The following is a 25,036-nucleotide window of genomic DNA, read 5'->3' as shown; positions in this document are numbered from 1 at the left end:
AATAATGCGTAAATATTTTGGTACAGACGGTATCCGAGGAACCGTTGGTCAATTCCCTATCACCCCTGAGTTTGTTTTAAAGTTGGGCTGGGCCGCAGGTAAGGTATTAGTTAAAAATAGCCAAAGGGGCAAAGTTGTCATTGGCAAGGATACTAGGATTTCTGGCTATATGTTTGAATCAGTACTAGAAGCGGGTTTGACTGCAGCTGGTGTTGATAGCCTGTTAGTTGGACCAATGCCGACACCTGCAGTAGCTTATTTAACGCGCACGTTTAGAGCTGATGCCGGGATTGTCATTAGTGCTTCACATAACCCATTCCATGATAATGGTATTAAGTTCTTCTCTAAAGATGGAACTAAATTGAATGACGAAATAGAGCTGGAAATTGAAAAGTATTTAGATCAAGACATGGATTCACTGCCTTCAGAATTGTTAGGAAAGGCTTATAGAATTGAAGATGCGTCAGCGCGTTATATCGAATTTTGTAAGGCGAGTGTTCCCAATGATTTTAGCTTGAAAGGTGCGAAAATCGTTTTAGATTGCGCACATGGGGCTGCCTACCACATAGCGCCTTACGTCTTTAAAGAGCTTGGAGCGGAAGTAATTTCGATAGGTATTAGCCCCGACGGTTTGAATATTAATAAGGAAGTGGGCGCGACTAATACAGATCAGCTTGCTCAGAAAGTTTTGCAAGAAAAAGCAGATTTAGGTATTGCATTTGATGGCGATGCGGATCGGGTAATGATGATTGATTCGCAAGGAAATCTAGTTAATGGCGATCAACTGGTTCAATTGATTGCCGAATCTATGCATGTTAGTGGTCAGTTGAAAGGTGGCGTGGTTGGAACCTTAATGACTAACGTTGCGGTGGAGCAAAATTTAAAAGATAAAGGCATTCCTTTTGTTAGAGCGAATGTTGGCGACCGCTATGTCATGGAACAACTAAAAAAGAATAATTGGTCTATAGGTGGCGAATCATCAGGACACGTTATTAGTTTAGAACACAATACAACGGGTGACGGTATTGTAGCCGCTTTACGGGCATTACATGCGCTAAAATCATTAAATTACGAATTAAATCAATGGGCTAGAAACAACCCATTGGCTCCACAATGTTTAATTAATGTCAGGGTTACAAATGCTAAAAAAGCATTGGATTCAGAAAAATTAAAGCAAGAAATCAAGAAAGTTGAAAATGAATTGAAAAACTCTGGAAGGGTCTTAATACGGGCTTCGGGTACAGAACCACTAATTAGAGTAATGGTAGAAGCTGCGGAACAGAATGTGGCGGAGCAGAAAGCAAAGCAAATAGCCACTTATGTAGCATAAAATCAACAACTTAATCACAAATTGTAATGAAAATTTTACCTAATTTTTGTGTACAAGTTGTTGTTTAGTGTATACTTGTAGATTATTACTCAAAATAAATTGGAATACTTCTAATCACGAGAGGGCAAATCAAATGAAGAAGTTATTAGTAAGTGCTTGCTTATTATCTGCTAGTTTTGCAGGTTTTGCGGGTGAAGGTGAAATTAAAGATAGAGATGGATTTTACGGGCAGTTCAATATTAACAACTTTGATCCTGATTCTGAGCGCGGAATTGTAGATAACGATGGCTGGGGTACTGGTTTTGGTTATTTATTTAATTCAAATTGGGCGCTTGAGCTAAATTATTCTGAAAGCAATCATACACTAAGCAATTTTGTTTTTGGTGGTGAAGTTGAACTTGATACTGTTGGTATTGATGTGTTTTATAATGACACAAATTGGATTGGTAACTTAACAACTCACCCTTTTATCAAACTTGGTTATGGTGAATATAATTTAGACTATCAAGGTCCGTTTGCAGATCCGGCGATAGAACCAGCATTAGTAGCTTTCGAGAATGAAGATTTCACTCGAGTTGGCCTAGGTGTTCAACACTATTTTTCTGATAATTTCTTTGCAAGAGCAGGTTATGATTTCTTAATGGCAGAGCAAGACGACACTATGTGGTACGTAGGTGTAGGCGGCTTCTTTGGTAATACTCATAGAGATTCTGTAGCTGCACCTGTAAAAGCTCCAGCTACTGCTCCTAAAGATTCTGATGGTGATGGCGTAATTGATGCGAACGATCGTTGTCCTGGCACTCCAGCTGGCGCACGTGTTGATGCAAATGGTTGCCCAGTAGATTCAGATGGCGACGGCGTATATGACTACCAAGATGCTTGTCCAAATACTGCTGCAGGCGTGAAAGTTGACGCTAAAGGTTGTGAAGTGGTTGAAGCGGCTGAAAAAGTAGTTATTGATATGCGTTTGAACTTTGACACTAACGCATATGCAATCAAGCCAGAGATGGTTTCAGAAATCGCTAAAGTAGCTGAGTTCTTAGGTCAGTTCTCTAACGTAAATGCTGAAATTCAAGGCCATACTGATAGTGTTGGTTCTGCAAGCTACAACCAAGGCTTATCAGAGCGTCGTGCTAAATCTGTTGCTGATTACTTAGTAAACAACTTTGGTATTGCTGCTTCTCGCTTATCAGCTGTAGGTTATGGTGAAGCTCGTCCAATCGCAGACAATGGTACTGCTGAAGGTCGTGCACTTAACCGTCGCGCTGAAGCGAACTTAGAATCTAAATAATTTAGATTTTAGAGCGTTATTAAAACCCAGCTTCGGCTGGGTTTTATTTTGCCTGAAATAAATAATTGAGCTATTATCAAAAGACACAATAAGAATATTCTTTAAGATCAAACAGTTGTCATAGAATGTATAACAGGAGTTACCAATGCTAAAGTCCGTTGCAGTAAGAGATTATATGACCTCAGCCATGATTACATTAGCGCCTGAAACTGATGTTATTGAGGCCGCTCAAACAATGCTTGAGTATAGGTTAACAGGTGCTCCCGTGCTTGATGACCATAACAGGCTGATTGGCTTCTTATCAGAAAAAGACTGTTTACATACGGTTCTAAGCGCAATTTATCATGGTGACTTAGGTGATAGGGTGATGGATCGAATGACTAAAGACGTCCGAAGCTGTCATCCTGACGACAGTATAGCCGATGTCGCAGAACGTTTTTTGCAAGATAATTGTCGTATGTACCCAGTTGTCGAAAAAAGCCAATTGGTAGGCATGATCTCAAGGCAATCGATCTTGAAAGCCTTGCAATTCATAGGCGTGAATTGGGAATAAGTTAGTTATAAACTAATAAGTTAATCTTCAAGAATTTGAATATTTAAGCGTCGCTCATTTCTTAAACGGGCGCGCTTTTTAGCACAAGGTTTCTCGCAATCGCATGCTTTTTCGATACCCAAAGCATCTAGTCCTCCACAACTGCCACTGATGCGTTTATTTTGTATAATATAGCCTATTGCCATTATAAGAATAACAACGGCGAATAGTATAAATGCTAGTAGAAAAGTATCCACGGAAAAACTCTATTGTGTTGATTGAATATATTTTAACACACTCCTCAACGGCTTATATAGGCGTCAAAGCGATTATTTGAGCGTGTCTTAGGAGTATCTGATTGTTGGGTAATCGTATAAATAGCTAAATTGTGCTGTTCAGCAAATGCATAAGCTTTCTCTTGACCCAATACATTGAGCGCGGTCGCATAAGCGTCTGCATACATATTGCTGGGATGTAACACTGAAATAGAGGTGAGATTATGCTTTACCGGAAAGCCACTTGTCGGATCTATGGTATGGGAAAAGCGCTTGCCATCAACTTCATAATAGTTTCTATAGTCACCCGAAGTAGCGATAGAAATATTAAATAGGTTCACTACCACTGATTGGTTTCGATTCACATTGTTAGAAGGTTTCTCAACAGCTATTTTCCAATTGAGGCGGTTCTGCTTTAATCCTTTTGCTTTAACTTCGCCGCCAATTTCAACAAGATAGTCCTGTATATTGTTCTCTTCTAAAATTTTCGCCAACTGATCTACTGCATAGCCTTTTGCAATCGCAGAAAGGTTGATGCTCATGCTGGGGATTGATTTAGTAACGCATTGGGCTTGGGTATTGAAGTCAAGTTTATCTGTTCCCACTACAGCTAATAGAGCTTTAATTTCGGCCTCATTAGGTACTTGCTGCTGATACTCTTCGGCACTAAATCCCCAGCGTGAGATAAGCGGACCAAGGGTAATATCAAAAGCCCCTTCAGTTTCTTCATAGATTTGCTTTGAAGCTAAAAGAACTTGCCATGTTTTTTCTGAAAATTTAAAGCAAGAGTCTTCCTTGAGGTTATTAAATTGGTTGATTTCTGAGTTAGGAACATAGGTAGACATCAGTTGGTTAATATCTTCTAATTCGGCTTCAATGGTCTGATGAATTAGCTGTATGTCTTGGTCAGTGACTTTAGCGATAATACTATAGCTAGTGCCCATAGTAGAACCAATGATTTTTTTATAATCAGCCTGATTAGAGCAGCTACTAAAAACAAAAATAATAAAGAGTGAAAAAAAAGATTTACGAATTGTCATAATCATCAGGCAAAAAAATAGGCAGCTATAAGCCGCCTATTTTAACTGAACTTTGAATATTTTGTTAGCTAGTGTTTTAGTGAAACCTAGCCACCGAAATCATCCAATAAGATATTCTCACGCTCAACCCCCAAGTCTTCCAACATTTGAATAACAGCAGCATTCATCATTGGCGGACCACACATATAAAACTCACAGTCTTCAGGAGCAGGGTGATCCTTTAGATAATTTTCCAAAAGGACATTATGGATAAAACCTGTATAACCTTCCCAGTTATCTTCGGGTTGTGGATCCGATAAAGCTACATGCCAATCAAAGTTATCATTTTCGTTAGCTAACATATCGAAATCTTCTACATAGAACATTTCACGGACTGAACGAGCACCGTACCAAAAGCTGACTTTACGGTTAGTTTTGATGCGACGAAGTTGATCGAAAATATGCGAACGCATTGGGGCCATACCAGCACCGCCACCCACGAATACCATTTCAGCTTCAGTCTCTTTAGCAAAGAATTCACCATAAGGTCCAGAAATAGTAACTTTATCACCAGGTTTAAGGTTGAAGATATAAGAAGACATTTTACCTGCTGGCAAAGACATGTCGCGCGGAGGCGGAGTCGCAATACGCACGTTTAGCATGATAATGCCTTCTTCTAAAGGATAGTTCGCCATTGAGTAAGCACGAATTGTTTCTTCCTTCGTTTCGGCTTCAATATCAAACAACTTAAAGCGGTTCCAGTCTTCTTGGTATTCTTCTTCAACATCAAACTCAGAATACTTTAACTTATAAGCAGGGGCTTCGATCTGAATATAACCACCGGCACGGAAAGGTACGCTTTCACCGTTAGGAATTTTCAGTTTTAATTCTTTAATGAAAGTTGCTTTGTTTTCATTAGAGATAACCTCACATTCCCATTTCTTAGTGCCGAAGACTTCTTCTGGCACTTCGATTTTCATGTCTTGTTTAACGGCAACCTGACATGATAAACGATAACCTTCAGCAGCTTCACGCTTATTAATATGACTTTCTTCGGTAGGCAAAATAGAGCCGCCACCATCGGTTACTTTACAGATACATTGACCACAAGTGCCGCCGCCGCCGCAAGCAGATGATACGAAAATACCAGAGTCTGCTAGAGCGCCAAGCAACTTGCCACCAGCCTGCACAGTAATAGCTTTGTCCGAATCGCCATTGATATCAATGACCACATCGCCAGTACTAACTAGCTGCTTACGAGCAATTAAAATAATTAATACCAGTGCAAAAATTACAGCTGTGAATAAAGCAACACCTAAAATAATTTCATTCATTAGAATTCCCCTTACAGCTTAATGCCGGTAAATGACATGAATCCTAACGCCATCAAGCCAACGACGATAAAGGTGATACCTAAACCGCGTAAACCATCTGGAACATCAGAGTATTTCATTTTTTCGCGAATACCAGCTAAGGCCGCAATCGCTAATGCCCAGCCGAAACCAGAACCTAATCCAAATACTACAGATTCGGATAAATTGTAATCACGTTCAACCATAAATAATGAACCACCCATGATGGCGCAGTTCACAGTAATCAATGGTAGGAAGATACCTAGTGATTGATAAAGCGCTGGGAAGAACTTATCCAAAGTCATCTCGAGGATTTGTACAACTGCCGCGATAACGCCAATGTAGACAATCAAGCCTAAGAAGCTTAAGTCTGCTTCAGGAAAACCTGCCCAAGTTAAAGCGCCTTCAGCCAATAAGTTATTCAATAATAAATTGTTGACTGGAACGGTAATGGTTTGCACCACGATCACTGCAATACCTAAGCCAATCGAGGTTTGTACTTTCTTAGATACTGCCAGGAAAGTACACATCCCAAGTAGGAATGATAAGGCTAAGTTTTCAACAAAAACCGCACGTACAAATAAAGAAATATAATGTTCCATTATTCTTTCTCCTCGACTTGATCAGTTTTCCATGTTCTCAGCGCCCAGATCAGTAAACCAATAATAAAGAATGAACTTGCCGGTAATAGCAGCAAGCCATTAGTTTGATACCAGCCACCATCAGAAACGGTTTGGAAGATGGTTTGTCCCCATAACTTGCCTGAACCGAATAGTTCGCGGAAGAAAGCAACCACGATTAACAAAATCGAATAGCCTAAACCGTTACCGATACCATCAAGGAAGCTCATAACCGGACCATTTTTCATGGCATAAGCTTCGGCACGTCCCATAACGATACAGTTGGTAATAATCAAACCAACAAATACCGCTAACTGTTTTGAAACTTCATAGGCATAAGCTTTCAAAATTTGGTCAACCATAATTACCAATGAAGCAATAATCGTCATCTGTACGATGATACGAATGCTTGAAGGAATGTGGTGACGGATCAAACTGATTAATAAGTTTGAAAAGGCTACAACTGCCGTCAAGGCTAAACTCATTACGAAAGCAGTTTCTAACTTAACGGTTACCGCTAAAGCTGAACAAATACCTAAAACCTGTAAGGCGATAGGGTTGTTATTAAAGATCGGCCCTAATAAAACCGATTTAGCTTCTTGTTTATCAAAAGCCATTTTAAATTTCCCCCGCTCTTACTTTATCTAAGAATGGACCAAAGCCATCATCGCCTAACCAAAAGCGAATCATGCCTTCAACACCATTGGTAGTCCAAGTGGCACCAGATAGCGCATCCACTTCGTTATTATCGTCAGCGACGTTTTTAACAAGTGTAATAACTGGCTCGCCCTTTGGGTCTAGCACTTTCTTACCAGGCCACTTAGCCAGCCAATTAGCATTTTCAATTTCACCGCCCAAACCTGGCGTTTCACCATGTTCATAGTATTTGAGGCCTTTTACCGTTTGTAAGTCTTTATCTAAAGCGATAAAACCGTACAAAGTCGAGAATAAGCCTTTACCGTGGATTGGCAAAATGATGCTATCAAGTTGACCGTCTTTCTTTACCATATAAACGTGAGCAACTTGCGAGCGAGTGCCGATACCGCCTAAGTCTTGGCTAGCAGTTAACTTTAAGTTAGTTGCTGAGTTTTTAGCAAAAGCACGTTGGTCGAAACCAGCGGGCTCTTCTACAAAAGAGCCAGTCGCTAAATCAACATACTTAGATTCAACTTGGCTGAATAAGTCTTCAACGCTGGCTGAAGAGCCTGCTTCAATCATGCCGGCAGCGACTAAAATATTTCGCTTTTTATCTAAGGCTTTGTTTTTTTCCTGCATTGGCTTAAGTTTGATCGCAGCAGTTGAAACTACCACCGAACACACCAAGCTTAAAAGCAAAGCAACAACAATAGTTTTAGTAGGACTTTCTTTACTAGACATGACGACGAGCCCTCCGTTTGATATTGGATTGAACCACGAAATGGTCAATTAAAGGTGCGAATAAGTTAGCGAATAAAATAGCTAACATAATCCCTTCTGGGAATGCAGGGTTAACCACACGGATCAGAACTACCATTACACCAATCAAGGCACCAAAGTACCATTTCCCTTTATTGGTTAAGGATGCTGAAACTGGGTCGGTAGCCATAAAGAACATACCAAAGGCAAAACCACCTACGACTAAGTGCCAATACCAAGGCATAGCAAACATTGGGTTGGTATCACTGCCTATGAAGTTAAGCAACAGTGATGAAGCAACCATACCTAGCATTACACCTAGCACGATGCGCCATGAAGCAATACGTGCCGCAATAATAAATAAACCACCGAGCATTACCATTAAGGTAGAAGTTTCACCCATAGAGCCAGGAATAAAGCCAAAGAAAGCATCCCACCAGCTTTGGTTAATGCTGTAATCGGTAATGGAACCTGCAGCAGCAGCGGCCAACGGAGTGGCGCTTGAGAAACCGTCGACTGCGGCCCAAACTTCAGTACCAGAGATATCCGTTGGGTAAGCGAAGAATAAGAAAGCACGTCCTGCTAATGCAGGGTTCATGAAGTTTTTACCTGTGCCACCAAAGATCTCTTTGGCAACAACTACACCAAAAGTAATACCTAATGCAACCTGCCATAAAGGAATGGTTGCCGGTAGAATTAGTGCAAATAAAATCGAGGTAACAAAGAAGCCTTCGTTGATCTCATGACCACGGACGCTGGCAAACAATACTTCCCAGAAACCACCAACAATAAAGGTAGTAGCGTATACCGGTAAGAAGAAGCAAGAACCGTAGAACATTAAGCCGAAGATCCCGGTATCTGCAGTAATAGCGCCGCCGAAGAACTCGAAGAAGCCAACTTGCCACATATCCGGCAAACTTAAGCCGTTAATAACACCTAGTTGCGCTTGATAACCGATATTCCACATACCAAAGAACATGGCTGGGAAAGTAGCGAGCCAAACCATGATCATGATGCGTTTCAAATCGATATTATCGCGCACGTGAGAGCCATTGGTCGTAACATGACCTGGCGTATAGAAGATAGTCGCTGCTGCTTCGTAAAGCGCGTACCATTTCTCCCACTTGCCGCCTTTCTCAAAATGCGGCTCAATTTTTTCAATAAAAGTCTTTAATCCCATACTGAACCTTCCCCTTATCCTTCTTTTTCAATCTTAGTCAGATTTTCACGAAGAATTGGGCCGAACTCATATTTGCCTGGGCAAACAAAAGTACATAAAGCTAAATCTTCTTCATCAAGTTCTAGTGCGCCTAACTGCTGAGCAGTATCGGTATCGCCAGTGACTAATGCACGAATCAATTGAGTCGGCAAAATATCTAAAGGCATAACACGCTCGTACAAACCGATTGGCATAATGGCACGTTCAGAACCGCCGGTTGTCGTGGTCATTTCATAGCTCTTCTTAGGGAAGAAAGCAGAAATAAAGGCACGAGTAACAGAGAACTTATTAGCACCAGGCATAGCCCAGCCAAAGAATTCTTTTTCTCGACCTTCACGGATCACGGTGATTTGATTATGGAAACGACCTAAGTAAGCGCGTGAGTCAATAGCGTGAAAACCATTTAACACAGAGCCAGATAGGTGACGGTTGTCAGCATCGGTTTCTTCGCCTACTAACAGCTCGTCAATATTGGCGCCAACGCGAGCTTTAATAAGGTGAGGCTTTTTAATCATCGTGCCGCCTAAAGCAACCACACGATCAGCGTATAACTCACCACTAGTAAACAATTTAGCCAGCGCAATCACATCTTGATAACCTATATGCCAAACCGTGTTATCGGCTGCAGCAGGGTATAAGAAGTGAATGTGGGTTCCTACGTTGCCTGCTGGATGTGGACCAGAAAAAGATTCGTACTGAACTTTAGGGTGCTCAAACTGATCTAGACCTGAGCTCACTCTAGTTCCAACGAAAACTTTGCCTGAAGATAAGCTGGTTAAAATAGAGAGACCTTGATTGAACGCTTCTGCGTTTTGAGCGATCACAACTTCTGGATCCGCTGATAATGGGTTTGTATCCATGGCAGAAACGAAAATGGCTTTAGTTTCACTATCAATCTCAGGAACTTTTGAATAAGGACGGGTACGTAATGCTGTCCACATGCCTGAATCAACCATTTGATCGACAATTGCTTGGCGCTCTAAGTTGACTAATTGCTCAGAAGAATACTTATTGAAAGTAACCGCTTCTTCTTGCTGGGAAATTTCAATGACTACTGATAATAATTTACGTTTCGCACCACGGTTGATTGCCGACACAACGCCTCCAGCGGGGGCAGTGAATTTCACCCCTGGAGTTTTCTTGTCTTCAAAGATAAGTTGGCCTTTTTTTACCGTATCACCCACTTGAATGTGCATGGTCGGTTTCATACCCACATAATCTTCGCCAAGAATAGCGACGGTTTTAACCGTAGCACCGTCTGAGATCGTTTGCTCAGGGCTGCCTTCGATGGGCAAATCTAAGCCTTTTTTAATCTTAATCATAGGTCGCTACTTTACTTTGGTTAAATTAAATTCGATGACTCTGCGTGAGGCATATGCCTCTAACTATTTGAAATATAACAGAAACACGTCAAAATGCCGGTATGCGGAATTCCACAACCAGCGATTTTATTTTGTTTTATTTCGCTATACCCAAATTTGCTTAAAACTAAAGCCAGACAAAGTATCAAATAGTAAGATACTGCTAAGGCTTTAAACGGCGCACATTATACGTGGATTAGGGGTTTAAGATCCATGGTTTTTATAGTAAAACTCTTTTAAATTATGCTTTTAGTTGACAGCAATCACCTTTAATCCTTGTGCTTGTTGAGGCTTTCATATATCATTTGCGCCCTTTTGTAAAAAGCCCCAATTCGACTTGATTTCTCGGATCTTTATTGAATCGCAGAAGTGCTCGATATGAGGTGACTAACAACGTAAGCAGTACAAGATAAGTTAATAGAAATCATGACTAGACAAACTTTGATTGCAGGAAACTGGAAAATGAATGGCGATAGTCAATTCATTGGCGAGCTTATGTCGGATATAAAAGGGCGGTTAGATAGCGATTGGCAGCACCAAATTTTGGTATCTGTTCCTTCTCTATATCTTACCAAAGTTAAAGAGTTAGCTGCAGATACAAATATTGCGGTGGGCGCACAAAATCTATCACAGCAATCTAACGGTGCTTTCACTGGCGAAATCAGTGGTTCTATGTTGGCCGATGTTAATTGTCAGTATGTATTGGTAGGCCACTCAGAAAGACGCAGCCTATATGGCGAGTCTTCGACAATCGTGGCTGAAAAATATCAAGCAGCACTAGACAATGACGTTGTACCAGTATTATGTATTGGCGAAACCCTTGAAGAACGCGAAGCTGGCACCACTATGACTATAGTCAAAGGACAGCTCGACGCAGTGATTGAAAAATCAGGTATCGAATCGATTGCTCAAGGTGTGATTGCCTATGAGCCGGTCTGGGCAATTGGCACCGGCAAAACCGCTACGCCTGAACAAGCGCAAGAAGTACACGCAGAAATTCGTGCTCATTTAGCTCAGTTCGATGTTGATGTAGCAGAACAAACACAAATTTTATATGGCGGAAGTATGAATCCTACTAACGCTGAACAACTTTTAGCTCAAGCAGATATCGATGGTGGTTTGATTGGTGGTGCTTCTCTAAAAGCCGAACAATTTATTGCAATATGTAAAGCAGCAGGTTAAGACGATGGAATTATTTTTGTTAATCAGTTTATTGGTAGTAGCCCTTTTGTTAATCGGCATTATCTTAATTCAACAAGGTAAAGGTGCTGAAATGGGGGCTTCATTCGGCTCAGGCGGCTCTAACACCATGTTTGGTGCGCCGGGTGCTGGTAACTTCCTTACTAAAAGCACTACAATTTTAGCAATTTTGTTCTTTGTCATTGCTTTATCTATTACTTGGGTAAAGAAAAATACATCTGCTGAAGCAGGTATTGCTGATGAAGCTGCGAAGTTAAATCAAACCACTAGCGATGCGCCAGTTGAGCCAAGCTTAAACGCTATCCCAACAGAAGTAACTGGAACTGAAATCCCAACAGAAAAGGTTGATGTTATCAGTACTGAAATCCCAACAGGCGATGACGTAAAAAATGCTGTTCAAGCTGAAGCAGATAAAGCTGCTGAATCTGTTGATCAAAAAGTTGAAGCGATTAAAAAAGATGCAGAAGCAAAAGCTGATGAATTAAAAACTGATGCTCAGAAGAAGCTAGATGAAGCTAAGAAAAAAGCAGAAGAAAAAGTTAAAGAAGAAACGGATGGCGACAAATAAATCTGCTAATTCTGCTCGGGTGGTGGAATTGGTAGACACGCCATCTTGAGGGGGTGGTGGCCGTATGGCCGTGTGGGTTCAAGTCCCACTCCGAGCACCAATTGAAAATATAAAGACGTCTTAGGGCGTCTTTTTTTATGCCTGAAAGCATTTGATTTCAATGTTTCTGTAAAATATGACGTCTAAAGCCGTTTTTTGATAAATTTTAGCCTCTATCGGTATCAGTCTGAGTACGATACGGCCATTTTTTGCGATTCCTCGTACTCTCTGTGAGGTATATTTAATATATAACCATATCCTACATACTTTTAAAGGCATTCAATGCTAGAGATGTACTCTTTGAATAGTAACAAATAAAATGCACAATAATGACAACGATTCACTATAATCGAAGCAACCGAATTACCTGTGCCAGTTTAATAAAATGAGTCGTCAAACTAATTTCCCTAAAGTCCCCTTGAACATTAGAACAGTTACCGCTGCATCTTTGATTGCAGCGTGTAGTTACTTGTTTTGGAAGGCTGGTCAGCCTGCTTGGTTAGCCATCGTCGAAGCAATTGCTATTGTTCTATTTATTATTATTGCAAAAGTAAAAATAAAAGGAATGCGCACTAAAAACTACTTAAAACAGTTTGGAGTGGCTGCAGACCTTCCTAAAGAAGAGGTAGCTATTGAAGTTCTTGGGGTCGTTCCATTTGAAGGGTGGCACTTGGCTATCATTAGCCACATTGGTGAAAGTGGTATTTATATATCAAGAGACTCCCTGGTTAGATATGTTGAATGGAAAGATATTCATTCTTATTCAGAGAACCGTTATCTAGGTAAGCCAGTATTGGAATTATTCTTTATTAATGGAGCTAAATTAATCATACCTTGGTCGGAAGATGCTTCTCAATATATTCCTACCAGTCAGGAATTAGGGTGACTAAAGCCAAATAAAACCTGACATTAAGACAACCCTATTCTTTTTTTTACTTCTAGTAATAGCCTTAGCTGGCTCATACATGATGAGAAGTGGTTTGCTTACACTAGAGTATCTTGAAGCGAGGAAGTCTAAATTAAAGCACATTCCTTTTAAGGAAAGGTTAAGAACCTAATGCAAATTTGCATAGATTGATCTAGAGTTGGAGTAGTGCTTTAATGGTTAATAAGTGAACAACAAGGAGCTGTTATGACTTATTTGAAAAATGTATTTAAAGTATTCATTCTATCTTTAATTCTATTTATTCCACCGTTATATGCTGTAGAGGAAGTTCCTGATGCTAGCTTAAATGATATTGCTATAGTTAGAGCTCATCCTCATCATGGTGCAGTAATAATCTACAATCCAAATGTATGTAGACAAATAGGTTTAGCTTGTGGGTTTTTTAGAGCACATGAATATGCGCATATTTATCTAAAACATATATACAGACATCCAGCGCATTACCCTGCTGCAAGAGAAGCAAGTGCTGACTGCTGGGCTGCAACTCATGGCAGACCAAATGAAATTCTTGCTGCTTACAATCTTTTCCGAGCAGGTGGAAGCAGCCCTAATTGGAGAGTTTACGGAGACCCTCAAACTAGAGCATACCGAGTTCGTAGCTGTGCAATTAATGCTAATAAATGGATTGGGCGATAAGCCAACATAATTAGCCTTTAGCATTTAATGCTGAATGGTTAAAGAGGGATTAAATGTAACATCAGTAGTAACAATGAGGAGGAACTACTTACAAGTTTGTTGTTATAAAACAGTTGCTTGTATATTTATATCAAGTCCCACTCCGGCGCCAAATTAAAAACCGTTACATAGAATTAGCGGTTTTTTTATACCTGCTTTAACTGCGCTAAAATAAATTCATCAGCCCAGCTTTGTAACTTTGAGTTTTTTATGAAGCCGCAATGACCTCCATATTCACTAATGTGGATATCTAAATAACTATTTTGGGTTAGGGTGAAAGTATCTCGAAAATTAATAACAGGATCGTCTTTACTAATCAGCATAGTCACTGAGCTGTCTAGATCTTTTAAGCGCTCGCCGCTTAAAGCATAACCATTAAAGTAATGATCTGAACTTTTAAAATCCCCAAATAATTCCAACAAACGATTGGTCATTTCTCGCATAGATTTAATTTGATGTACTTCGTCAAAGTCATATTCATCAGGGAAATGACTTTGTTTTATTCGTAAAGAGCGTTTCCACTTTTTCACAAAATAATCGTGATAAAATCTTAATCCATTTTCTAGCTGAACCAAGATATCTTTAGGCTCTATCGCAGGACATATAGCAATGGTTTTCTCTAAAGCAATTTGGTTTCTACTGGCTTCTACAGCTATCCGAGTTGCAAAGTTTCCGCCAAGGGAAAAACCGATTAAATAGGTAGTATCAGGTTGAAATTTTTCTTGGGCGCTTTTAACCGCATCGACCATTTCTTGCAGCCGGTTTGAATGAAATAATTCTTTATTTAAGTGGTGGCTGCTGCCATGGTCACGTAAATTGAGGCGTAAAACATCATAACCCGCTTGATACAAGCTATTTGCTGCTGACAGCAGATATAAAGATTCATGACTCCCTTCCCAACCATGCAGCAACACCGCTAGTTTTCTTGAAGCGGGCTGCTGTGGAGAATAAAAGCTCTGAAGACGAATCCCATCATGAGCATCTAATAAAAATTCCTGACTATGAGTTAACAGTCGCTGAGATTTTTTTATTAACGCGGGTCTTCTAAACTTTAAAGTTCCTAATAAGGATTGCAGATGGCAATTTCTTGCCCAAAAAGGGGGGGTGAAACTTGCTTTTATAAAAGTTAAAGATGGTTCGTTATTCAAAGAGAAACAATATCATTAAGTCATACCTTGATGATAAGAAAGAGCAAATAAAATTACAACTTAAATTGTAACCTCTTCGTCGAGGAATGCTTTGATATCAATATTTACGTCATCATCATAAACGCTTTTAGAGATTTTCAACTCGATACCTTTATGTGTCTTGCCCTTTGATAAATCAACCGCTACTTTGCGCTTAAGAGGCAGCTGCCTTTCATCAGCAATAATTTCTACTATCGGGCTTAATTTTGCATCTGGATTCGAAGAGAGGACAATGGCGTAAAAGCCATTGTTTAACTGAACAAAAGTGCCCACTGGGTAGACTCCAACCATCTTTATAAATTCTTTGACTAGATACTCATCGTAACGGCTACTAATTTCCTTATACAAAATTGCAATTGCTTTATCAGCTGATACTCCCTTGCTGTAACAGCGATCGCTGGTTATGGCGTCATAGCTATCGACAATAGCAATTATCCGATCGTACAGACTTAGGTAAGCACTATCTATTTGTCGAGGGTAGCCATCACCAATTAAACTTTCATGATGATTGTAAGCGGCGGTACACACTTGCTCATCGATCCCACCATGCTCCTTTAAAAAAACGTATCCTAAAACAGTATGCTCTCTGATGATTTCATATTCACCTTCGGTTAAAGGCTCTTTTTTATTTAATATTGAAGCGGGGACTTTCATTTTGCCTACATCGTGCAGCATCCCGCAAAGCCCAATCGTTTCAAGCTCATTCTTTGGCAATTGTAGGTGGCGACCGAAGGCAATTGCCAGTATTGCAACGCGTAAACAATGCTCAGCGGTATATTCATCTTTAGATTTGATTTTGCTCATCCAAAACATGGCGCTGGGTTCGTTTAAAATACTTTTTACACATTCAGCAACGAGTTCTTTGGATTTTGATATATCAATCTGCCCGTCACTTTGGACTTCTTGCATAACTTTGTGGATATGAGCATTAGAGTTATCAAATGCTTTTTTAGCTTTGGGAAGTTCTTGCTTTAAGCTTCTTTTAACTTCTGAGGCTTTTCGAACTTGGGTTTTATAGCGGATTGTATTTTTTAAGGTACTAATCTGTTGCTGGCGATAGAATTTAAAGGATTCATAATCAATAAATACGAATTGACAATACTTTTGGAGCAGCTTTATATCAGATTCTGTAGAGATGCTTAACTCTTGAAACATCACAGGTAGATCGGTCCATGGGCGATCTAATTCAATCACAGTCATACCGACTTGAATTTCTTGGCTAGAAATTTTTTTCTTGATGACTTCCTGTCTAGATTGAGAAATCGGTTCTGCAGGAAGGCTATTTTTTGGTTTCTTCTTGTTTGAAGAAAATAAGTTTTTAAGAAAACCCATTGGTGTAACTCCTTTACAGTAAAATCATTATACATGAAAAAATAGAACAAGTTAGTGGAAAAAGGATTTCATTAACTACAAAGCATAACTACTTAAAAAGGCTAGCAAAATTCTAAAGCTACTGGTAAGGTGAGTAGCAATAAAAGATAGAAAATAGTTAAGGAATCGGTCTCGCGCAGCTACTTTGACCATTAATATATGATTGCAGAATATGCACCTATACTGGTATTCGTATTAATTGGCCTTTTGTTTGGCGGGGGACTCCTATTAGTCGGCTATTTTGCTGGCCCTTCCAATCCTTCTGAAGATAAAGAAAAACCATTCGAATGTGGCTTTGATGCCTTTGAAGATTCTCGCATGAAATTTGATGTGCGATTTTATCTTGTAGCGATCTTATTTATTATTTTTGATTTAGAAATCACCTTTCTATTCCCTTGGGCTGTGGTATTTGACGAAATCGGTTGGTTTGGCATTGGGGCCATGGGCGTTTTTATTCTTCTTTTGCTTGTGGGGTTTGCTTACGAATGGCGCAAAGGCGCGCTTGAGTGGGAGTAAGGCTGTATGGGCATTGAAGAAAAATTAACTAAAGATGGTTTCTTTACTACCAGCGTTCAAGATTTATTTGATTGGGCGCGTACGGGCTCCATGTGGCCCATGACTTTTGGTCTTGCCTGTTGTGCTGTTGAAATGATGCATGCGGGGGCTGCTCGTTATGATTTAGATCGTTTTGGAATAGTTTTTAGACCTTCACCTCGTCAATCGGATGTGATGATTGTCGCCGGAACTCTCACCAATAAAATGGCACCGGCTTTAAGGCGAGTGTACGATCAAATGCCTGATCCTAAGTGGGTTATATCTATGGGATCATGTGCTAACGGAGGCGGTTATTATCATTATTCTTATTCCGTGGTTCGTGGCTGTGATCGAATTGTGCCTGTTGATATCTATGTGCCAGGTTGTCCGCCTACTGCAGAAGCCTTGCTCTATGGCATTATCCAACTGCAAAATAAAATAAAACGCAACAAAGTCATATCCCGCAATTCGCAAATAGATCCCACAAATGCTAAAAAAGATGAGGTGGCGCTTGGTTAATGCTTTGGTTGAACAACTGGGGAATTTGTTAGGCGATCAAATGATTGCCTGCGAACAGGCTTTTGATGAAGTTACCATAGAAGTTGCCAAAGATGATCTAGTGGATGTGGCCATGCAGCTGCGCGATCAAGATGGTTTGCAGTTTGAGCAATTGATTGATTTAACAGTCGTTGACTACTTGCAATATGGTTTGGATGAGTGGGCTACCGATGAGGCCACTGGGTCTGGCTTTAGCCGTGGTAGAAAAGATATCTCTGAATCTAAACCTAAGTGGAGTCGGGAGCGCTTTGCAGTGGTTTATCACTTGCTTTCTATCAGTTTAAATCAGCGCTTGCGAGTAAAAGTCTTTATTGGTGAAAACCGTCCAACGATTCCTTCAGTGATCTCTGTATGGAATGGAGTTGATTGGTTTGAGCGTGAAGCATTTGATTTGTTTGGTATTTTGTTTGAAGGTCATCCTGATCTACGTCGTTTATTAACCGACTATGGATTTGTTGGCCATCCTTTTAGAAAAGATTTCCCTTTGATTGGCAATGTTGAAATGCGTTTTGATGCTAAACAAAACCGCTGTGTTTACGAGCCAGTATCGATTCAACCAAGAGTATTAGTGCCGAAAGTGATTCGTGAGAATGAGGATACGATTTATGTGTCCGATCCCCAATCATTGAAAGAGTCTTTAAAGCAAGCACAGAAAGGTGAGAGTAAGGATTCGGTGAATGGCTGAAATTCGTAACTATACCGTTAACTTTGGCCCACAGCATCCGGCTGCGCATGGCGTTTTGCGTCTGATTTTAGAAATGGACGGCGAAACCGTGGTGCGTGCCGATCCGCATATTGGTTTATTGCATCGCGCCACTGAAAAGCTCGCCGAATCAAAACCCTTTAATCAATCGATTGGTTATATGGACCGGCTCGATTACGTGTCGATGATGTGTAATGAGCACGCCTATGTTATGGCGATTGAAAAACTTATGGGGATAAAGCCGCCTAAACGTGCCCAATACATTCGGGTGATGTTTGCAGAAATCACTCGAATTTTAAATCATTTAATGTGGCTTGGTGCGCACGGTTTAGACATAGGTGCTATGACGGTATTCTTGTATGCTTTCCGTGAGCGCGAAAGTTTGATGGATGCGTATGAAGCTGTCTCAGGTGCCCGTATGCACGCAACCTACTTTAGACCTGGAGGCGTTTATCGCGACCTGCCCGAGAAAATGCCGCAATATAAGGTATCTAAATTTTCAAATCAGAAGAAAGTCGATGAATTAAATCAAAACCGGCAAGGTTCATTGTTAGATTATTTGTGGGATTTTACAGAAACATTTCCCGACAGAGTCGATGAATATGAAACTTTATTAACTGATAACCGCATTTGGAAACAAAGAACTGTAGGTGTAGGTGTGGTTTCCCCAGAAAGGGCTTTGCAATTAGGTTTTTCAGGGCCCATGTTGCGCGGTTCAGGCGTTGAATGGGATTTACGTAGGAAGCAACCCTATGAAGTTTATCCTGAATTAGAATTTGACATTCCTGTCGGCTCTAAAGGTGATTGTTATGATCGCTATTTAGTACGGATGGAAGAGATGCGTCAATCGAATAAGATTATTCGACAGTGTATTGAGTGGCTAAAAGAAAACCCGGGCCCAGTAATGCTGGATAACCATAAAGTGACGCCGCCAAATCGCGAGGCCATGAAAAATGATATGGAAGCACTAATCCATCACTTTAAACTCTTTACCGAAGGCTATTGTGTTCCCGAAGGTGAAGTGTATCAAGCGATAGAACATCCTAAAGGAGAGTTTGGAATTTACTTAACGTCCGACGGAGCTAATAAGCCCTATCGGTTGAAAATTCGGGCGCCAGGCTTTGCCCATTTGTCAGCGATGAATGAAATGGTCAAGGGGCATATGTTGGCAGATGTGGTGGCCGTCATCGGTACTCAAGACATTGTGTTTGGCGAGATAGATAGGTAACTGTTGAGTATATGAGTAAAGCAGACTTAGCTAATATTTTATCAGTAGATGCAGTTGAAGAAATTAATGTTTGGATAAAAAAATATCCCAGTAATCGTAAGCGCTCGGCGATTATTCCAGCCTTAACGATTGCTCAAGAGGAATTAGGTTATCTAGCAACAAAAACGATGGATGCGGTGGCTGATTATTTAGAAATTCCGCACATAGCAGCTTACGAGGTCGCAACCTTTTACTCAATGTTTGCCCTTGAGCCGCAAGGTAAACATGTGATTTCACTTTGTACCAATGTCTCTTGCATGTTGGCGGGTAGCGAAGAATTAAAGCAATGGTTCCATGATGAATTAGGCATTACACCAGGCGAAACTAGCGACGACGGTCGTATCACTTTAAAAGAAGTAGAATGCTTAGCCGCTTGTGGCGGAGCGCCAATGCTAGAAGTTGATAAGCAATATCATGAAAACTTGGATGTGACCAAATTGGCGCATTTGATTAAAGAATTACCTTAGAGTTATAGAAGGGTTAACGGTTACTGTTATGGCTAATGAAGTTTGTTTTAGAACATTGCACCTAGATAAGCCTTGGACCTTGGAGACCTACGAGTCTGCGGGAGGCTATCAGATATGGCGCAAAATTCTAAAAGAAAAAATTTCGCCGGAGCAGATAATTGATGAGCTGAAACTTTCAAGTTTACGTGGCCGCGGGGGGGCTGGTTTCCCAACAGGCCTAAAATGGAGTTTTATGCCTCGTCATTTAGAGGGGCAAAAGTATGTGGTTTGTAACTCGGATGAGGGCGAGCCGGGGACATTTAAAGATCGAGATATTTTGCGTTATAACCCGCATCAACTAATTGAAGGTATGGCTATTGGTGGTTATGTCATGGGGGCAACAGTTGGCTATAACTATATGCGCGGCGAATTTTATGAACCGATAGAGCGCTTTGAATCTGCTCTTAAAGAAGCTTACATGGCGGGATTGCTTGGTAGCAATATTTTAGATTCAGATGTGGATTTTGATTTGCACAGCCACATTGGTGCTGGAGCTTATATTTGCGGTGAAGAAACCGCTTTAATCGAATCATTAGAAGGCAAGAAAGGACAGCCGCGATTTAAGCCGCCTTTTCCTGCTAATTATGGTGTATTCGGTAAGCCAAGCAATGTGAATAACACCGAGACCTTCGCATCTGTACCGGTTATTTTAGACAAAGGTGGGCAGTGGTTTTTAGATTTAGGTATTCCGAACAACGGTGGCACCAAATTATTTTCTGTTTCAGGACATGTGGGCAAACCGGGTAATTATGAAATTGGTTTAGGCACTTCTTTTTCTGATCTGTTAGCAATGGCCGGCGGTGTTAAAGATGGGAAAAAACTGAAAGCAGTGATTCCTGGTGGCTCAAGTGCTCCTATTTTACCTGCAGAGACTATGATGAACCTGACCATGGATTATGACTCAATCGGCAAAGCTGGTTCGATGTTGGGTTCTGGTGCTGTTATGGTATTTGATGAAGATACTGACATGGTAAAAGTTTTAGCGCGAATAGCGCATTTCTATTATGAAGAATCTTGCGGCCAATGCACTCCTTGTCGTGAAGGCACTGGCTGGATGTCACGAGTGATCCACCGCATTGCTGAAGGAAAAGGGCGAGCGGACGACTTAGATAAACTGGATGAGATTGCTGGCAATATCATGGGGCGAACCATTTGCGCTTTAGGCGACGCGGCTGCCATGCCAGTGCAAAGCTTTTTAAAACACTTTAGGCACGAGTTTGAAGCGAAAATTCCTGAGTTGGCTGCAAAAAAAATGAAGCAAGCTAGTTAATCAAAAAAGCGAATTAAAAGAGTTAATTGAATATGGTAACAATTGAAATCAATGGTCAAAAAGTAGAAGCCGAGCAAGGCTCTATGATTATTGAAGTGGCGGATTCTATGGGAGTGGAAATCCCTCGTTTTTGTTATCACAAAAAATTATCCGTCGCAGCTAATTGTCGTATGTGCTTAGTGGAAGTTGAAGGTCAGCGTAAACCACTTCCTGCCTGCGCAACGCCTATTGCTGACGGCATGGTGATCAAAACCGAATCTGGTTATGCAAAAGATGCACAGAAATCTGTGATGGAATTTTTGTTGATTAATCACCCACTAGACTGCCCAATCTGCGATCAAGGCGGCGAGTGTGAATTACAAGATGTGGCACTGGAATGTGGAAAAGACGTTTCACGATTCACTGAGCGTAAAAGGGCAGTTGAAGATAAAGATATAGGTCCCCTAATTGAAACAGAAATGACCCGCTGTATTCATTGCACTCGTTGTGTGCGTTTTGGGCGAGAAGTAGCGGGCATTCGTGAAATGGGAGCTGTTGGTCGTGGCGAACATACTGAGATCAGTACTTTTATTGAAAAGTCTGTGGAGTCTGAAGTTTCAGGTAATATTATTGATTTATGTCCAGTTGGTGCTTTGACAGCAAAACCGTCTCGCTATCAAGCTCGTGCTTGGGAAATGATTCAGTATGACTCGATTGCACCACACGATTGTATTGGTACAAATTTACATGTACATACTCGTCGTAATGAAATTATTCGTCTAGCACCGAAAGAAAATGAAATGACTAATGAGGTTTGGCTGTCTGATCGTGACCGCTATAGCTATGAGTCACTAACAAAAGCCAAGCGTTTGTTGCAACCCATGTCCAGGCAAGGCAGCGAATGGCAAGAAATTGATTGGGAAGCAGCGTTAGAAAAAACCGCTAGCAAATTGAACATGATTAAAGAGGCTCATGGCCCTGAACAAATTGCAGGCATTGGTAACCCGATTGCTACTACCGAAGAGCTTTATTTGTTGCAAAAAATTGTTCGTGGCCTTGGTTCTGATAATGTAGATCACCGTTTGCGCATTGCAGATTTTGCAGGACAAGATTATGAATCGTTATATCCACAACTGGGTATTCAAATTTCGCATCTAGAGTCACTTGATAGTTGTTTCTTAATTGGTTCAAACATGCGTAAAGAACAGCCATTGGCTGCGTTGAGAATTCGTAAAGCAACCCGGCATGGTTTAGTCGCGAGTTTATCTGCACATAAAAACTTTAATAATTTCAAACTAAAGCATGAATTGGTGAAGAGTGGTCAAGATTGGTGCCTACAATTAGCCGCGATTACCAAATATTTAAGTCAACAACCACAGAATGAAGAGGCCTTAGTTAAATTTGATGGGCTGCAAGATTTGTTAGTGGATGTGACAGTTGAGCAAGAACATATTGATATAGCACAAATGTTAGTAGATGGCACAAACTCAAGCGTTATTTTGGGCTTGGAAGCGGTTGAACATAGTCAGGCTTCCAAACTTAGGCAACTTGCAAAAGCGGTTGCCAAACTTTCAGGCTCTAGCTATGGCTTCTTATCTCATGGAGCTAATAGTGCCGGCGCATACTTAGCTGGTGCAATCCCTCATAGAGGACCAGCAGGTGCGAGTGTTTCTGATGACGGGCACACTATGGAGCAAATTGTTTCGAACGGTAAAAAAGCCTTGATATTATTAAAAACCGAATTGGGTAAAGATTCCATTTGGTCTGAAAAAGCTGTCGCCATGGCCAAGCAGGCAGATTTTGTGGTGGCGTTAACTAGCTTTGCGGATGATGAAGCCTTTGAGTATGCCGATATAGTATTACCTATCGCTGGGTATTTAGAATCAGCAGGCTCATATGTAAATGTTAATGGTATTTGGCAAGAATTTAATGCATCGGTTACTGCGCCAGGACAAGCAAAGCCTGCCTGGAAAGTATTAAGAGTTTTAGGAAATTTATTAAAACTAAAGAACTTCGATTATGTTTCTGCACAAGATGTGATGCAGGAAGTGAAGGGGCGCATGGGCGCGGTTGGTGATAAAGTAAAATCAAAGTGGCATTGTCCAGATGGTCTAGTTGAAGCAGCAACTTGTCCCGAGGCTGTTAATATTTACCAATCGGATTGTTATGTTCGTAGAGCGCCAGCATTACAAAAAACAGCCATGGCGCAAGGCCAAGAAGATCTCAAGAGACCACAGCTAAGCCCATTCCATAACATTATGGGAGGCGTTTAGTGGATTTTATGCAACTAGTCACTGAAGGTTTATGGATTGTTGCAAAGATAGCAATGATTTTACTGCCGTTAGTGCTGGCTGTTGCTTATACCACTTATGCGGAACGAAAGTTAATTGGCTATATGCAAATGCGAATTGGCCCCAATCGAGTTGGGCCTAAAGGTTGGTTGCAACCTATAGCTGACGTAGTGAAACTATTGATGAAGGAAGTGATAGTTCCTTCCGGTGCTAACAAAACACTTTTTCTATTAGCGCCAATTTTATTTATTGCCCCTTCTTTTGCTGCCTGGGCTGTCGTTCCCTTTGATGCTGAATTAGTATTGGCTGATACCAATGCTGGTTTGTTGTATTTATTGGCAATGACTTCAATTGCAGTTTATGGGGTTATCATTGCAGGTTGGGCTTCAAATTCCCGCTATGCCTTGATCGGTTCATTGCGTTCAGCTTCGCAAATAGTGTCTTATGAAATTGCTATGGGTTTTGCTTTAGTGGGCGTTTTAATGGCTGGCGGCAGCATGAATTTAGGCGATATAGTAGAAGCACAAAATGGTAGTGCTTTACATTGGTTTTGGATTCCACTATTTCCTATTTTAGTGATTTACTGGATATCGGGTGTAGCGGAAACAAATCGAGCGCCATTTGATTTGCCTGAAGGTGAGTCAGAAATCGTTGCTGGTTTCCATGTGGAATATGCCGGCATGGCTTTTGCTTTGTTTTTCTTAGCGGAATACGCCAACATGATCCTGATTTCAATTTTAACAGCGCTATTTTTCTTTGGTGGTTGGCTCAATCCTTTTCAAGGGATCCCTTATTTAGATGTTGCTACTGATTGGGTGCCTGGAACTATTTGGTTGCTACTGAAAGCCGCATGGTTTTTATTCATGATGATATGGTTAAGGGCAACTTTCCCAAGGTATCGCTATGATCAAATTATGCGCCTTGGCTGGAAAGTATTTATCCCAGTGACGGTTTTTTGGTTAATTGTTTTAACATTTTGGATCAAGCTTGAGTGGGGCTGGTGGTTTGATGGTCGAGGAATCGCTTCTTTAGGAGGTGCTTCTTAATGAGTAAGTGGAAGCATTATTTTAAGAGTTATTTTCTGACTGAATTACGCGCAGGCTTATGGTTAACTTGGAAGCATTTATTTAAACGTAAAGTTACAGTTCAATTTCCAGAAGAGCAAACGCCTCAGTCGCCGCGCTTTAGAGGAATACATGCTCTACGTCGATATCCTAATGGTGAAGAGCGATGTATTGCTTGTAAACTATGTGAGGCAGTGTGTCCTGCGGCAGCGATTACCATTGAAGCTGGTCCGCGGGAGTCAGATGGTACTCGCCGAACCACTAAATATGAAATTGATATGTTCAAATGTATTTATTGTGGCTTTTGTGAAGAGTCGTGTCCTGTCGACTCGATTGTTGAAACACGTATTTTTGATTATCACTTTGAAAAAAGAGGCGACAATATTTTAACCAAAGAACAATTGCTTGCGATAGGTGATCGTTACGAAGTGATGATCGCGCAAGACAAAGCTGAAGACGCGCCCTACCGTTAATAGAGAGGATT

The 25,036-nt window shown here is 40.8% G+C and carries 26 protein-coding genes and 1 tRNA gene; 17 read left to right on the top strand and 10 right to left on the bottom strand.

What is annotated here, in order from left to right; genetic code table 11:
• Positions 1-4: 4 nt before the first annotated feature.
• From glmM to GJS41_RS06425, 3 genes are all read left to right on the top strand, one after another.
• The gene (glmM, locus tag GJS41_RS06435) at positions 5-1,330 is read left to right on the top strand and encodes a phosphoglucosamine mutase (RefSeq protein WP_154246464.1); all 1,326 of its coding nucleotides are present in this window, start codon (positions 5-7) and stop codon (positions 1,328-1,330) included.
• 133 nt (positions 1,331-1,463) lie between these two features.
• Positions 1,464-2,621: an OmpA family protein gene (locus tag GJS41_RS06430; protein WP_154246463.1), complete on the top strand. Its 1,158-nt coding sequence runs from the start codon at positions 1,464-1,466 to the stop codon at positions 2,619-2,621.
• A 145-nt stretch (positions 2,622-2,766) separates the two neighbouring features.
• The gene (locus GJS41_RS06425; RefSeq protein WP_154246462.1) at positions 2,767-3,174 is read left to right on the top strand and encodes a CBS domain-containing protein; all 408 of its coding nucleotides are present in this window, start codon (positions 2,767-2,769) and stop codon (positions 3,172-3,174) included.
• Between the two features lie 20 nt (positions 3,175-3,194).
• Here the strand turns inward: GJS41_RS06425 and nqrM are convergent, their stop codons facing one another.
• The 8 genes from nqrM to GJS41_RS06385 form a co-directional block, all read right to left on the bottom strand.
• Positions 3,195-3,410, bottom strand: coding sequence for a (Na+)-NQR maturation NqrM (gene nqrM / locus GJS41_RS06420; protein ID WP_370515644.1), 216 nt, complete (start codon positions 3,408-3,410; stop codon positions 3,195-3,197).
• Positions 3,411-3,454: 44 nt separating this feature from the next.
• Positions 3,455-4,468, bottom strand: coding sequence for an FAD:protein FMN transferase (locus tag GJS41_RS06415; RefSeq protein ID WP_154246461.1), 1,014 nt, complete (start codon positions 4,466-4,468; stop codon positions 3,455-3,457).
• A gap of 86 nt (positions 4,469-4,554) precedes the next feature.
• Positions 4,555-5,781: an NADH:ubiquinone reductase (Na(+)-transporting) subunit F gene (nqrF, locus tag GJS41_RS06410; protein ID WP_154246460.1), complete on the bottom strand. Its 1,227-nt coding sequence runs from the start codon at positions 5,779-5,781 to the stop codon at positions 4,555-4,557.
• Between the two features lie 11 nt (positions 5,782-5,792).
• Positions 5,793-6,401, bottom strand: a complete 609-nt coding sequence (nqrE, locus tag GJS41_RS06405) for an NADH:ubiquinone reductase (Na(+)-transporting) subunit E (protein ID WP_154246459.1) — start codon at positions 6,399-6,401, stop codon at positions 5,793-5,795.
• Complete coding sequence (locus tag GJS41_RS06400) at positions 6,401-7,036, bottom strand: NADH:ubiquinone reductase (Na(+)-transporting) subunit D (RefSeq protein ID WP_154246458.1); 636 nt, start codon at positions 7,034-7,036, stop codon at positions 6,401-6,403. The genes nqrE and GJS41_RS06400 overlap by 1 nt, the downstream gene beginning before the upstream one ends.
• Before the next feature lies 1 nt (position 7,037).
• Positions 7,038-7,796, bottom strand: a complete 759-nt coding sequence (locus GJS41_RS06395; RefSeq protein ID WP_154246457.1) for a Na(+)-translocating NADH-quinone reductase subunit C — start codon at positions 7,794-7,796, stop codon at positions 7,038-7,040.
• Entirely contained in the window at positions 7,789-8,994 is a 1,206-nt protein-coding gene (locus GJS41_RS06390; protein ID WP_154246456.1) for an NADH:ubiquinone reductase (Na(+)-transporting) subunit B, read from the bottom strand. The genes GJS41_RS06395 and GJS41_RS06390 overlap by 8 nt, the downstream gene beginning before the upstream one ends.
• Before the next feature lie 14 nt (positions 8,995-9,008).
• On the bottom strand, positions 9,009-10,355 hold the full coding sequence (locus GJS41_RS06385) for a Na(+)-translocating NADH-quinone reductase subunit A (protein WP_154246455.1): 1,347 nt from the start codon (positions 10,353-10,355) through the stop codon (positions 9,009-9,011).
• Between the two features lie 465 nt (positions 10,356-10,820).
• Between GJS41_RS06385 and tpiA the strand changes: the two genes are divergently transcribed.
• From tpiA to GJS41_RS06360, 5 genes are all read left to right on the top strand, one after another.
• Positions 10,821-11,576: a triose-phosphate isomerase gene (gene tpiA / locus GJS41_RS06380; RefSeq protein ID WP_154246454.1), complete on the top strand. Its 756-nt coding sequence runs from the start codon at positions 10,821-10,823 to the stop codon at positions 11,574-11,576.
• A gap of 4 nt (positions 11,577-11,580) precedes the next feature.
• A complete protein-coding gene (secG, locus tag GJS41_RS06375) occupies positions 11,581-12,162 on the top strand; it encodes a preprotein translocase subunit SecG (RefSeq protein WP_154246453.1) in 582 nt (193 codons plus the stop codon).
• Between the two features lie 13 nt (positions 12,163-12,175).
• Positions 12,176-12,262: transfer RNA gene (locus tag GJS41_RS06370), tRNA-Leu, on the top strand.
• Between the two features lie 324 nt (positions 12,263-12,586).
• A complete protein-coding gene (locus GJS41_RS06365; RefSeq protein WP_154246452.1) occupies positions 12,587-13,087 on the top strand; it encodes a hypothetical protein in 501 nt (166 codons plus the stop codon).
• A 246-nt stretch (positions 13,088-13,333) separates the two neighbouring features.
• Positions 13,334-13,783: a hypothetical protein gene (locus GJS41_RS06360; RefSeq protein ID WP_227551258.1), complete on the top strand. Its 450-nt coding sequence runs from the start codon at positions 13,334-13,336 to the stop codon at positions 13,781-13,783.
• Between the two features lie 185 nt (positions 13,784-13,968).
• Here the strand turns inward: GJS41_RS06360 and GJS41_RS06355 are convergent, their stop codons facing one another.
• Both GJS41_RS06355 and GJS41_RS06350 read right to left on the bottom strand, forming a co-directional pair.
• Positions 13,969-14,970 (bottom strand): YheT family hydrolase, encoded by a 1,002-nt coding sequence (locus GJS41_RS06355; RefSeq protein ID WP_154246451.1) that lies wholly within the window; start codon positions 14,968-14,970, stop codon positions 13,969-13,971.
• Positions 14,971-15,030: 60 nt separating this feature from the next.
• Positions 15,031-16,341 carry an HD-GYP domain-containing protein gene (locus GJS41_RS06350; RefSeq protein ID WP_154246450.1) on the bottom strand — a complete coding sequence of 437 codons (1,311 nt, stop codon included), beginning with the start codon at positions 16,339-16,341 and terminating at the stop codon, positions 15,031-15,033.
• Between the two features lie 198 nt (positions 16,342-16,539).
• Between GJS41_RS06350 and ndhC the strand changes: the two genes are divergently transcribed.
• Genes ndhC through nuoI form a run of 9 tightly spaced genes read left to right on the top strand, consistent with a single transcriptional unit; the run spans position 16,540 to position 25,025 of the window.
• Positions 16,540-16,896 (top strand): NADH-quinone oxidoreductase subunit A, encoded by a 357-nt coding sequence (ndhC, locus tag GJS41_RS06345; RefSeq protein ID WP_154246449.1) that lies wholly within the window; start codon positions 16,540-16,542, stop codon positions 16,894-16,896.
• A gap of 6 nt (positions 16,897-16,902) precedes the next feature.
• On the top strand, positions 16,903-17,433 hold the full coding sequence (locus GJS41_RS06340; RefSeq protein ID WP_154246448.1) for an NADH-quinone oxidoreductase subunit B family protein: 531 nt from the start codon (positions 16,903-16,905) through the stop codon (positions 17,431-17,433).
• A 40-nt stretch (positions 17,434-17,473) separates the two neighbouring features.
• Entirely contained in the window at positions 17,474-18,157 is a 684-nt protein-coding gene (locus GJS41_RS06335; RefSeq protein ID WP_370515675.1) for an NADH-quinone oxidoreductase subunit C, read from the top strand.
• The gene (locus tag GJS41_RS06330) at positions 18,150-19,403 is read left to right on the top strand and encodes an NADH-quinone oxidoreductase subunit D (protein WP_154246446.1); all 1,254 of its coding nucleotides are present in this window, start codon (positions 18,150-18,152) and stop codon (positions 19,401-19,403) included. The genes GJS41_RS06335 and GJS41_RS06330 overlap by 8 nt, the downstream gene beginning before the upstream one ends.
• An 11-nt stretch (positions 19,404-19,414) precedes the next feature.
• Positions 19,415-19,909 (top strand): NAD(P)H-dependent oxidoreductase subunit E, encoded by a 495-nt coding sequence (nuoE, locus tag GJS41_RS06325; RefSeq protein ID WP_154246445.1) that lies wholly within the window; start codon positions 19,415-19,417, stop codon positions 19,907-19,909.
• A gap of 28 nt (positions 19,910-19,937) precedes the next feature.
• Positions 19,938-21,218, top strand: a complete 1,281-nt coding sequence (nuoF, locus tag GJS41_RS06320) for an NADH-quinone oxidoreductase subunit NuoF (protein WP_154246444.1) — start codon at positions 19,938-19,940, stop codon at positions 21,216-21,218.
• 32 nt (positions 21,219-21,250) lie between these two features.
• Entirely contained in the window at positions 21,251-23,470 is a 2,220-nt protein-coding gene (gene nuoG, locus GJS41_RS06315; protein WP_154246443.1) for an NADH-quinone oxidoreductase subunit NuoG, read from the top strand.
• Between the two features lie 8 nt (positions 23,471-23,478).
• The gene (gene nuoH, locus GJS41_RS06310; RefSeq protein ID WP_154247007.1) at positions 23,479-24,534 is read left to right on the top strand and encodes an NADH-quinone oxidoreductase subunit NuoH; all 1,056 of its coding nucleotides are present in this window, start codon (positions 23,479-23,481) and stop codon (positions 24,532-24,534) included.
• Positions 24,534-25,025 carry an NADH-quinone oxidoreductase subunit NuoI gene (nuoI, locus tag GJS41_RS06305; RefSeq protein WP_154246442.1) on the top strand — a complete coding sequence of 164 codons (492 nt, stop codon included), beginning with the start codon at positions 24,534-24,536 and terminating at the stop codon, positions 25,023-25,025. The genes nuoH and nuoI overlap by 1 nt, the downstream gene beginning before the upstream one ends.
• The last annotated feature ends 11 nt before the right edge of the window (positions 25,026-25,036 follow it).

The organism is Kangiella sp. HZ709, assembly GCF_009674675.1.
GTDB lineage: Bacteria > Pseudomonadota > Gammaproteobacteria > Enterobacterales > Kangiellaceae > Kangiella.
The sequence above is the reverse complement of the archived record's forward strand: the minus strand, read 5'-3'. Positions and strand labels throughout refer to the sequence as shown.

What these genes read in the sequence shown, in the direction of transcription:
- nuoI (WP_154246442.1), top strand. Translation starts at nt 24,534, where the DNA reads ATGAGTAAGTGGAAGCATTATTTTAAGAGTTATTTTCTGACTGAATTA.
- GJS41_RS06395 (WP_154246457.1), bottom strand. Translation starts at nt 7,796, where the DNA reads ATGTCTAGTAAAGAAAGTCCTACTAAAACTATTGTTGTTGCTTTGCTT.
- ndhC (WP_154246449.1), top strand. Translation starts at nt 16,540, where the DNA reads ATGATTGCAGAATATGCACCTATACTGGTATTCGTATTAATTGGCCTT.
- GJS41_RS06400 (WP_154246458.1), bottom strand. Translation starts at nt 7,036, where the DNA reads ATGGCTTTTGATAAACAAGAAGCTAAATCGGTTTTATTAGGGCCGATC.
- nuoE (WP_154246445.1), top strand. Translation starts at nt 19,415, where the DNA reads ATGAGTAAAGCAGACTTAGCTAATATTTTATCAGTAGATGCAGTTGAA.
- nqrE (WP_154246459.1), bottom strand. Translation starts at nt 6,401, where the DNA reads ATGGAACATTATATTTCTTTATTTGTACGTGCGGTTTTTGTTGAAAAC.
- tpiA (WP_154246454.1), top strand. Translation starts at nt 10,821, where the DNA reads ATGACTAGACAAACTTTGATTGCAGGAAACTGGAAAATGAATGGCGAT.
- GJS41_RS06350 (WP_154246450.1), bottom strand. Translation starts at nt 16,341, where the DNA reads ATGGGTTTTCTTAAAAACTTATTTTCTTCAAACAAGAAGAAACCAAAA.
- GJS41_RS06360 (WP_227551258.1), top strand. Translation starts at nt 13,334, where the DNA reads ATGACTTATTTGAAAAATGTATTTAAAGTATTCATTCTATCTTTAATT.
- secG (WP_154246453.1), top strand. Translation starts at nt 11,581, where the DNA reads ATGGAATTATTTTTGTTAATCAGTTTATTGGTAGTAGCCCTTTTGTTA.
- GJS41_RS06330 (WP_154246446.1), top strand. Translation starts at nt 18,150, where the DNA reads ATGGCTGAAATTCGTAACTATACCGTTAACTTTGGCCCACAGCATCCG.
- GJS41_RS06425 (WP_154246462.1), top strand. Translation starts at nt 2,767, where the DNA reads ATGCTAAAGTCCGTTGCAGTAAGAGATTATATGACCTCAGCCATGATT.
- glmM (WP_154246464.1), top strand. Translation starts at nt 5, where the DNA reads ATGCGTAAATATTTTGGTACAGACGGTATCCGAGGAACCGTTGGTCAA.
- GJS41_RS06365 (WP_154246452.1), top strand. Translation starts at nt 12,587, where the DNA reads ATGAGTCGTCAAACTAATTTCCCTAAAGTCCCCTTGAACATTAGAACA.
- nuoG (WP_154246443.1), top strand. Translation starts at nt 21,251, where the DNA reads ATGGTAACAATTGAAATCAATGGTCAAAAAGTAGAAGCCGAGCAAGGC.
- nuoH (WP_154247007.1), top strand. Translation starts at nt 23,479, where the DNA reads ATGCAACTAGTCACTGAAGGTTTATGGATTGTTGCAAAGATAGCAATG.
- nqrF (WP_154246460.1), bottom strand. Translation starts at nt 5,781, where the DNA reads ATGAATGAAATTATTTTAGGTGTTGCTTTATTCACAGCTGTAATTTTT.
- GJS41_RS06415 (WP_154246461.1), bottom strand. Translation starts at nt 4,468, where the DNA reads ATGACAATTCGTAAATCTTTTTTTTCACTCTTTATTATTTTTGTTTTT.
- nuoF (WP_154246444.1), top strand. Translation starts at nt 19,938, where the DNA reads ATGGCTAATGAAGTTTGTTTTAGAACATTGCACCTAGATAAGCCTTGG.
- GJS41_RS06390 (WP_154246456.1), bottom strand. Translation starts at nt 8,994, where the DNA reads ATGGGATTAAAGACTTTTATTGAAAAAATTGAGCCGCATTTTGAGAAA.
- GJS41_RS06335 (WP_370515675.1), top strand. Translation starts at nt 17,474, where the DNA reads ATGATTGCCTGCGAACAGGCTTTTGATGAAGTTACCATAGAAGTTGCC.
- GJS41_RS06340 (WP_154246448.1), top strand. Translation starts at nt 16,903, where the DNA reads ATGGGCATTGAAGAAAAATTAACTAAAGATGGTTTCTTTACTACCAGC.
- GJS41_RS06385 (WP_154246455.1), bottom strand. Translation starts at nt 10,355, where the DNA reads ATGATTAAGATTAAAAAAGGCTTAGATTTGCCCATCGAAGGCAGCCCT.
- GJS41_RS06430 (WP_154246463.1), top strand. Translation starts at nt 1,464, where the DNA reads ATGAAGAAGTTATTAGTAAGTGCTTGCTTATTATCTGCTAGTTTTGCA.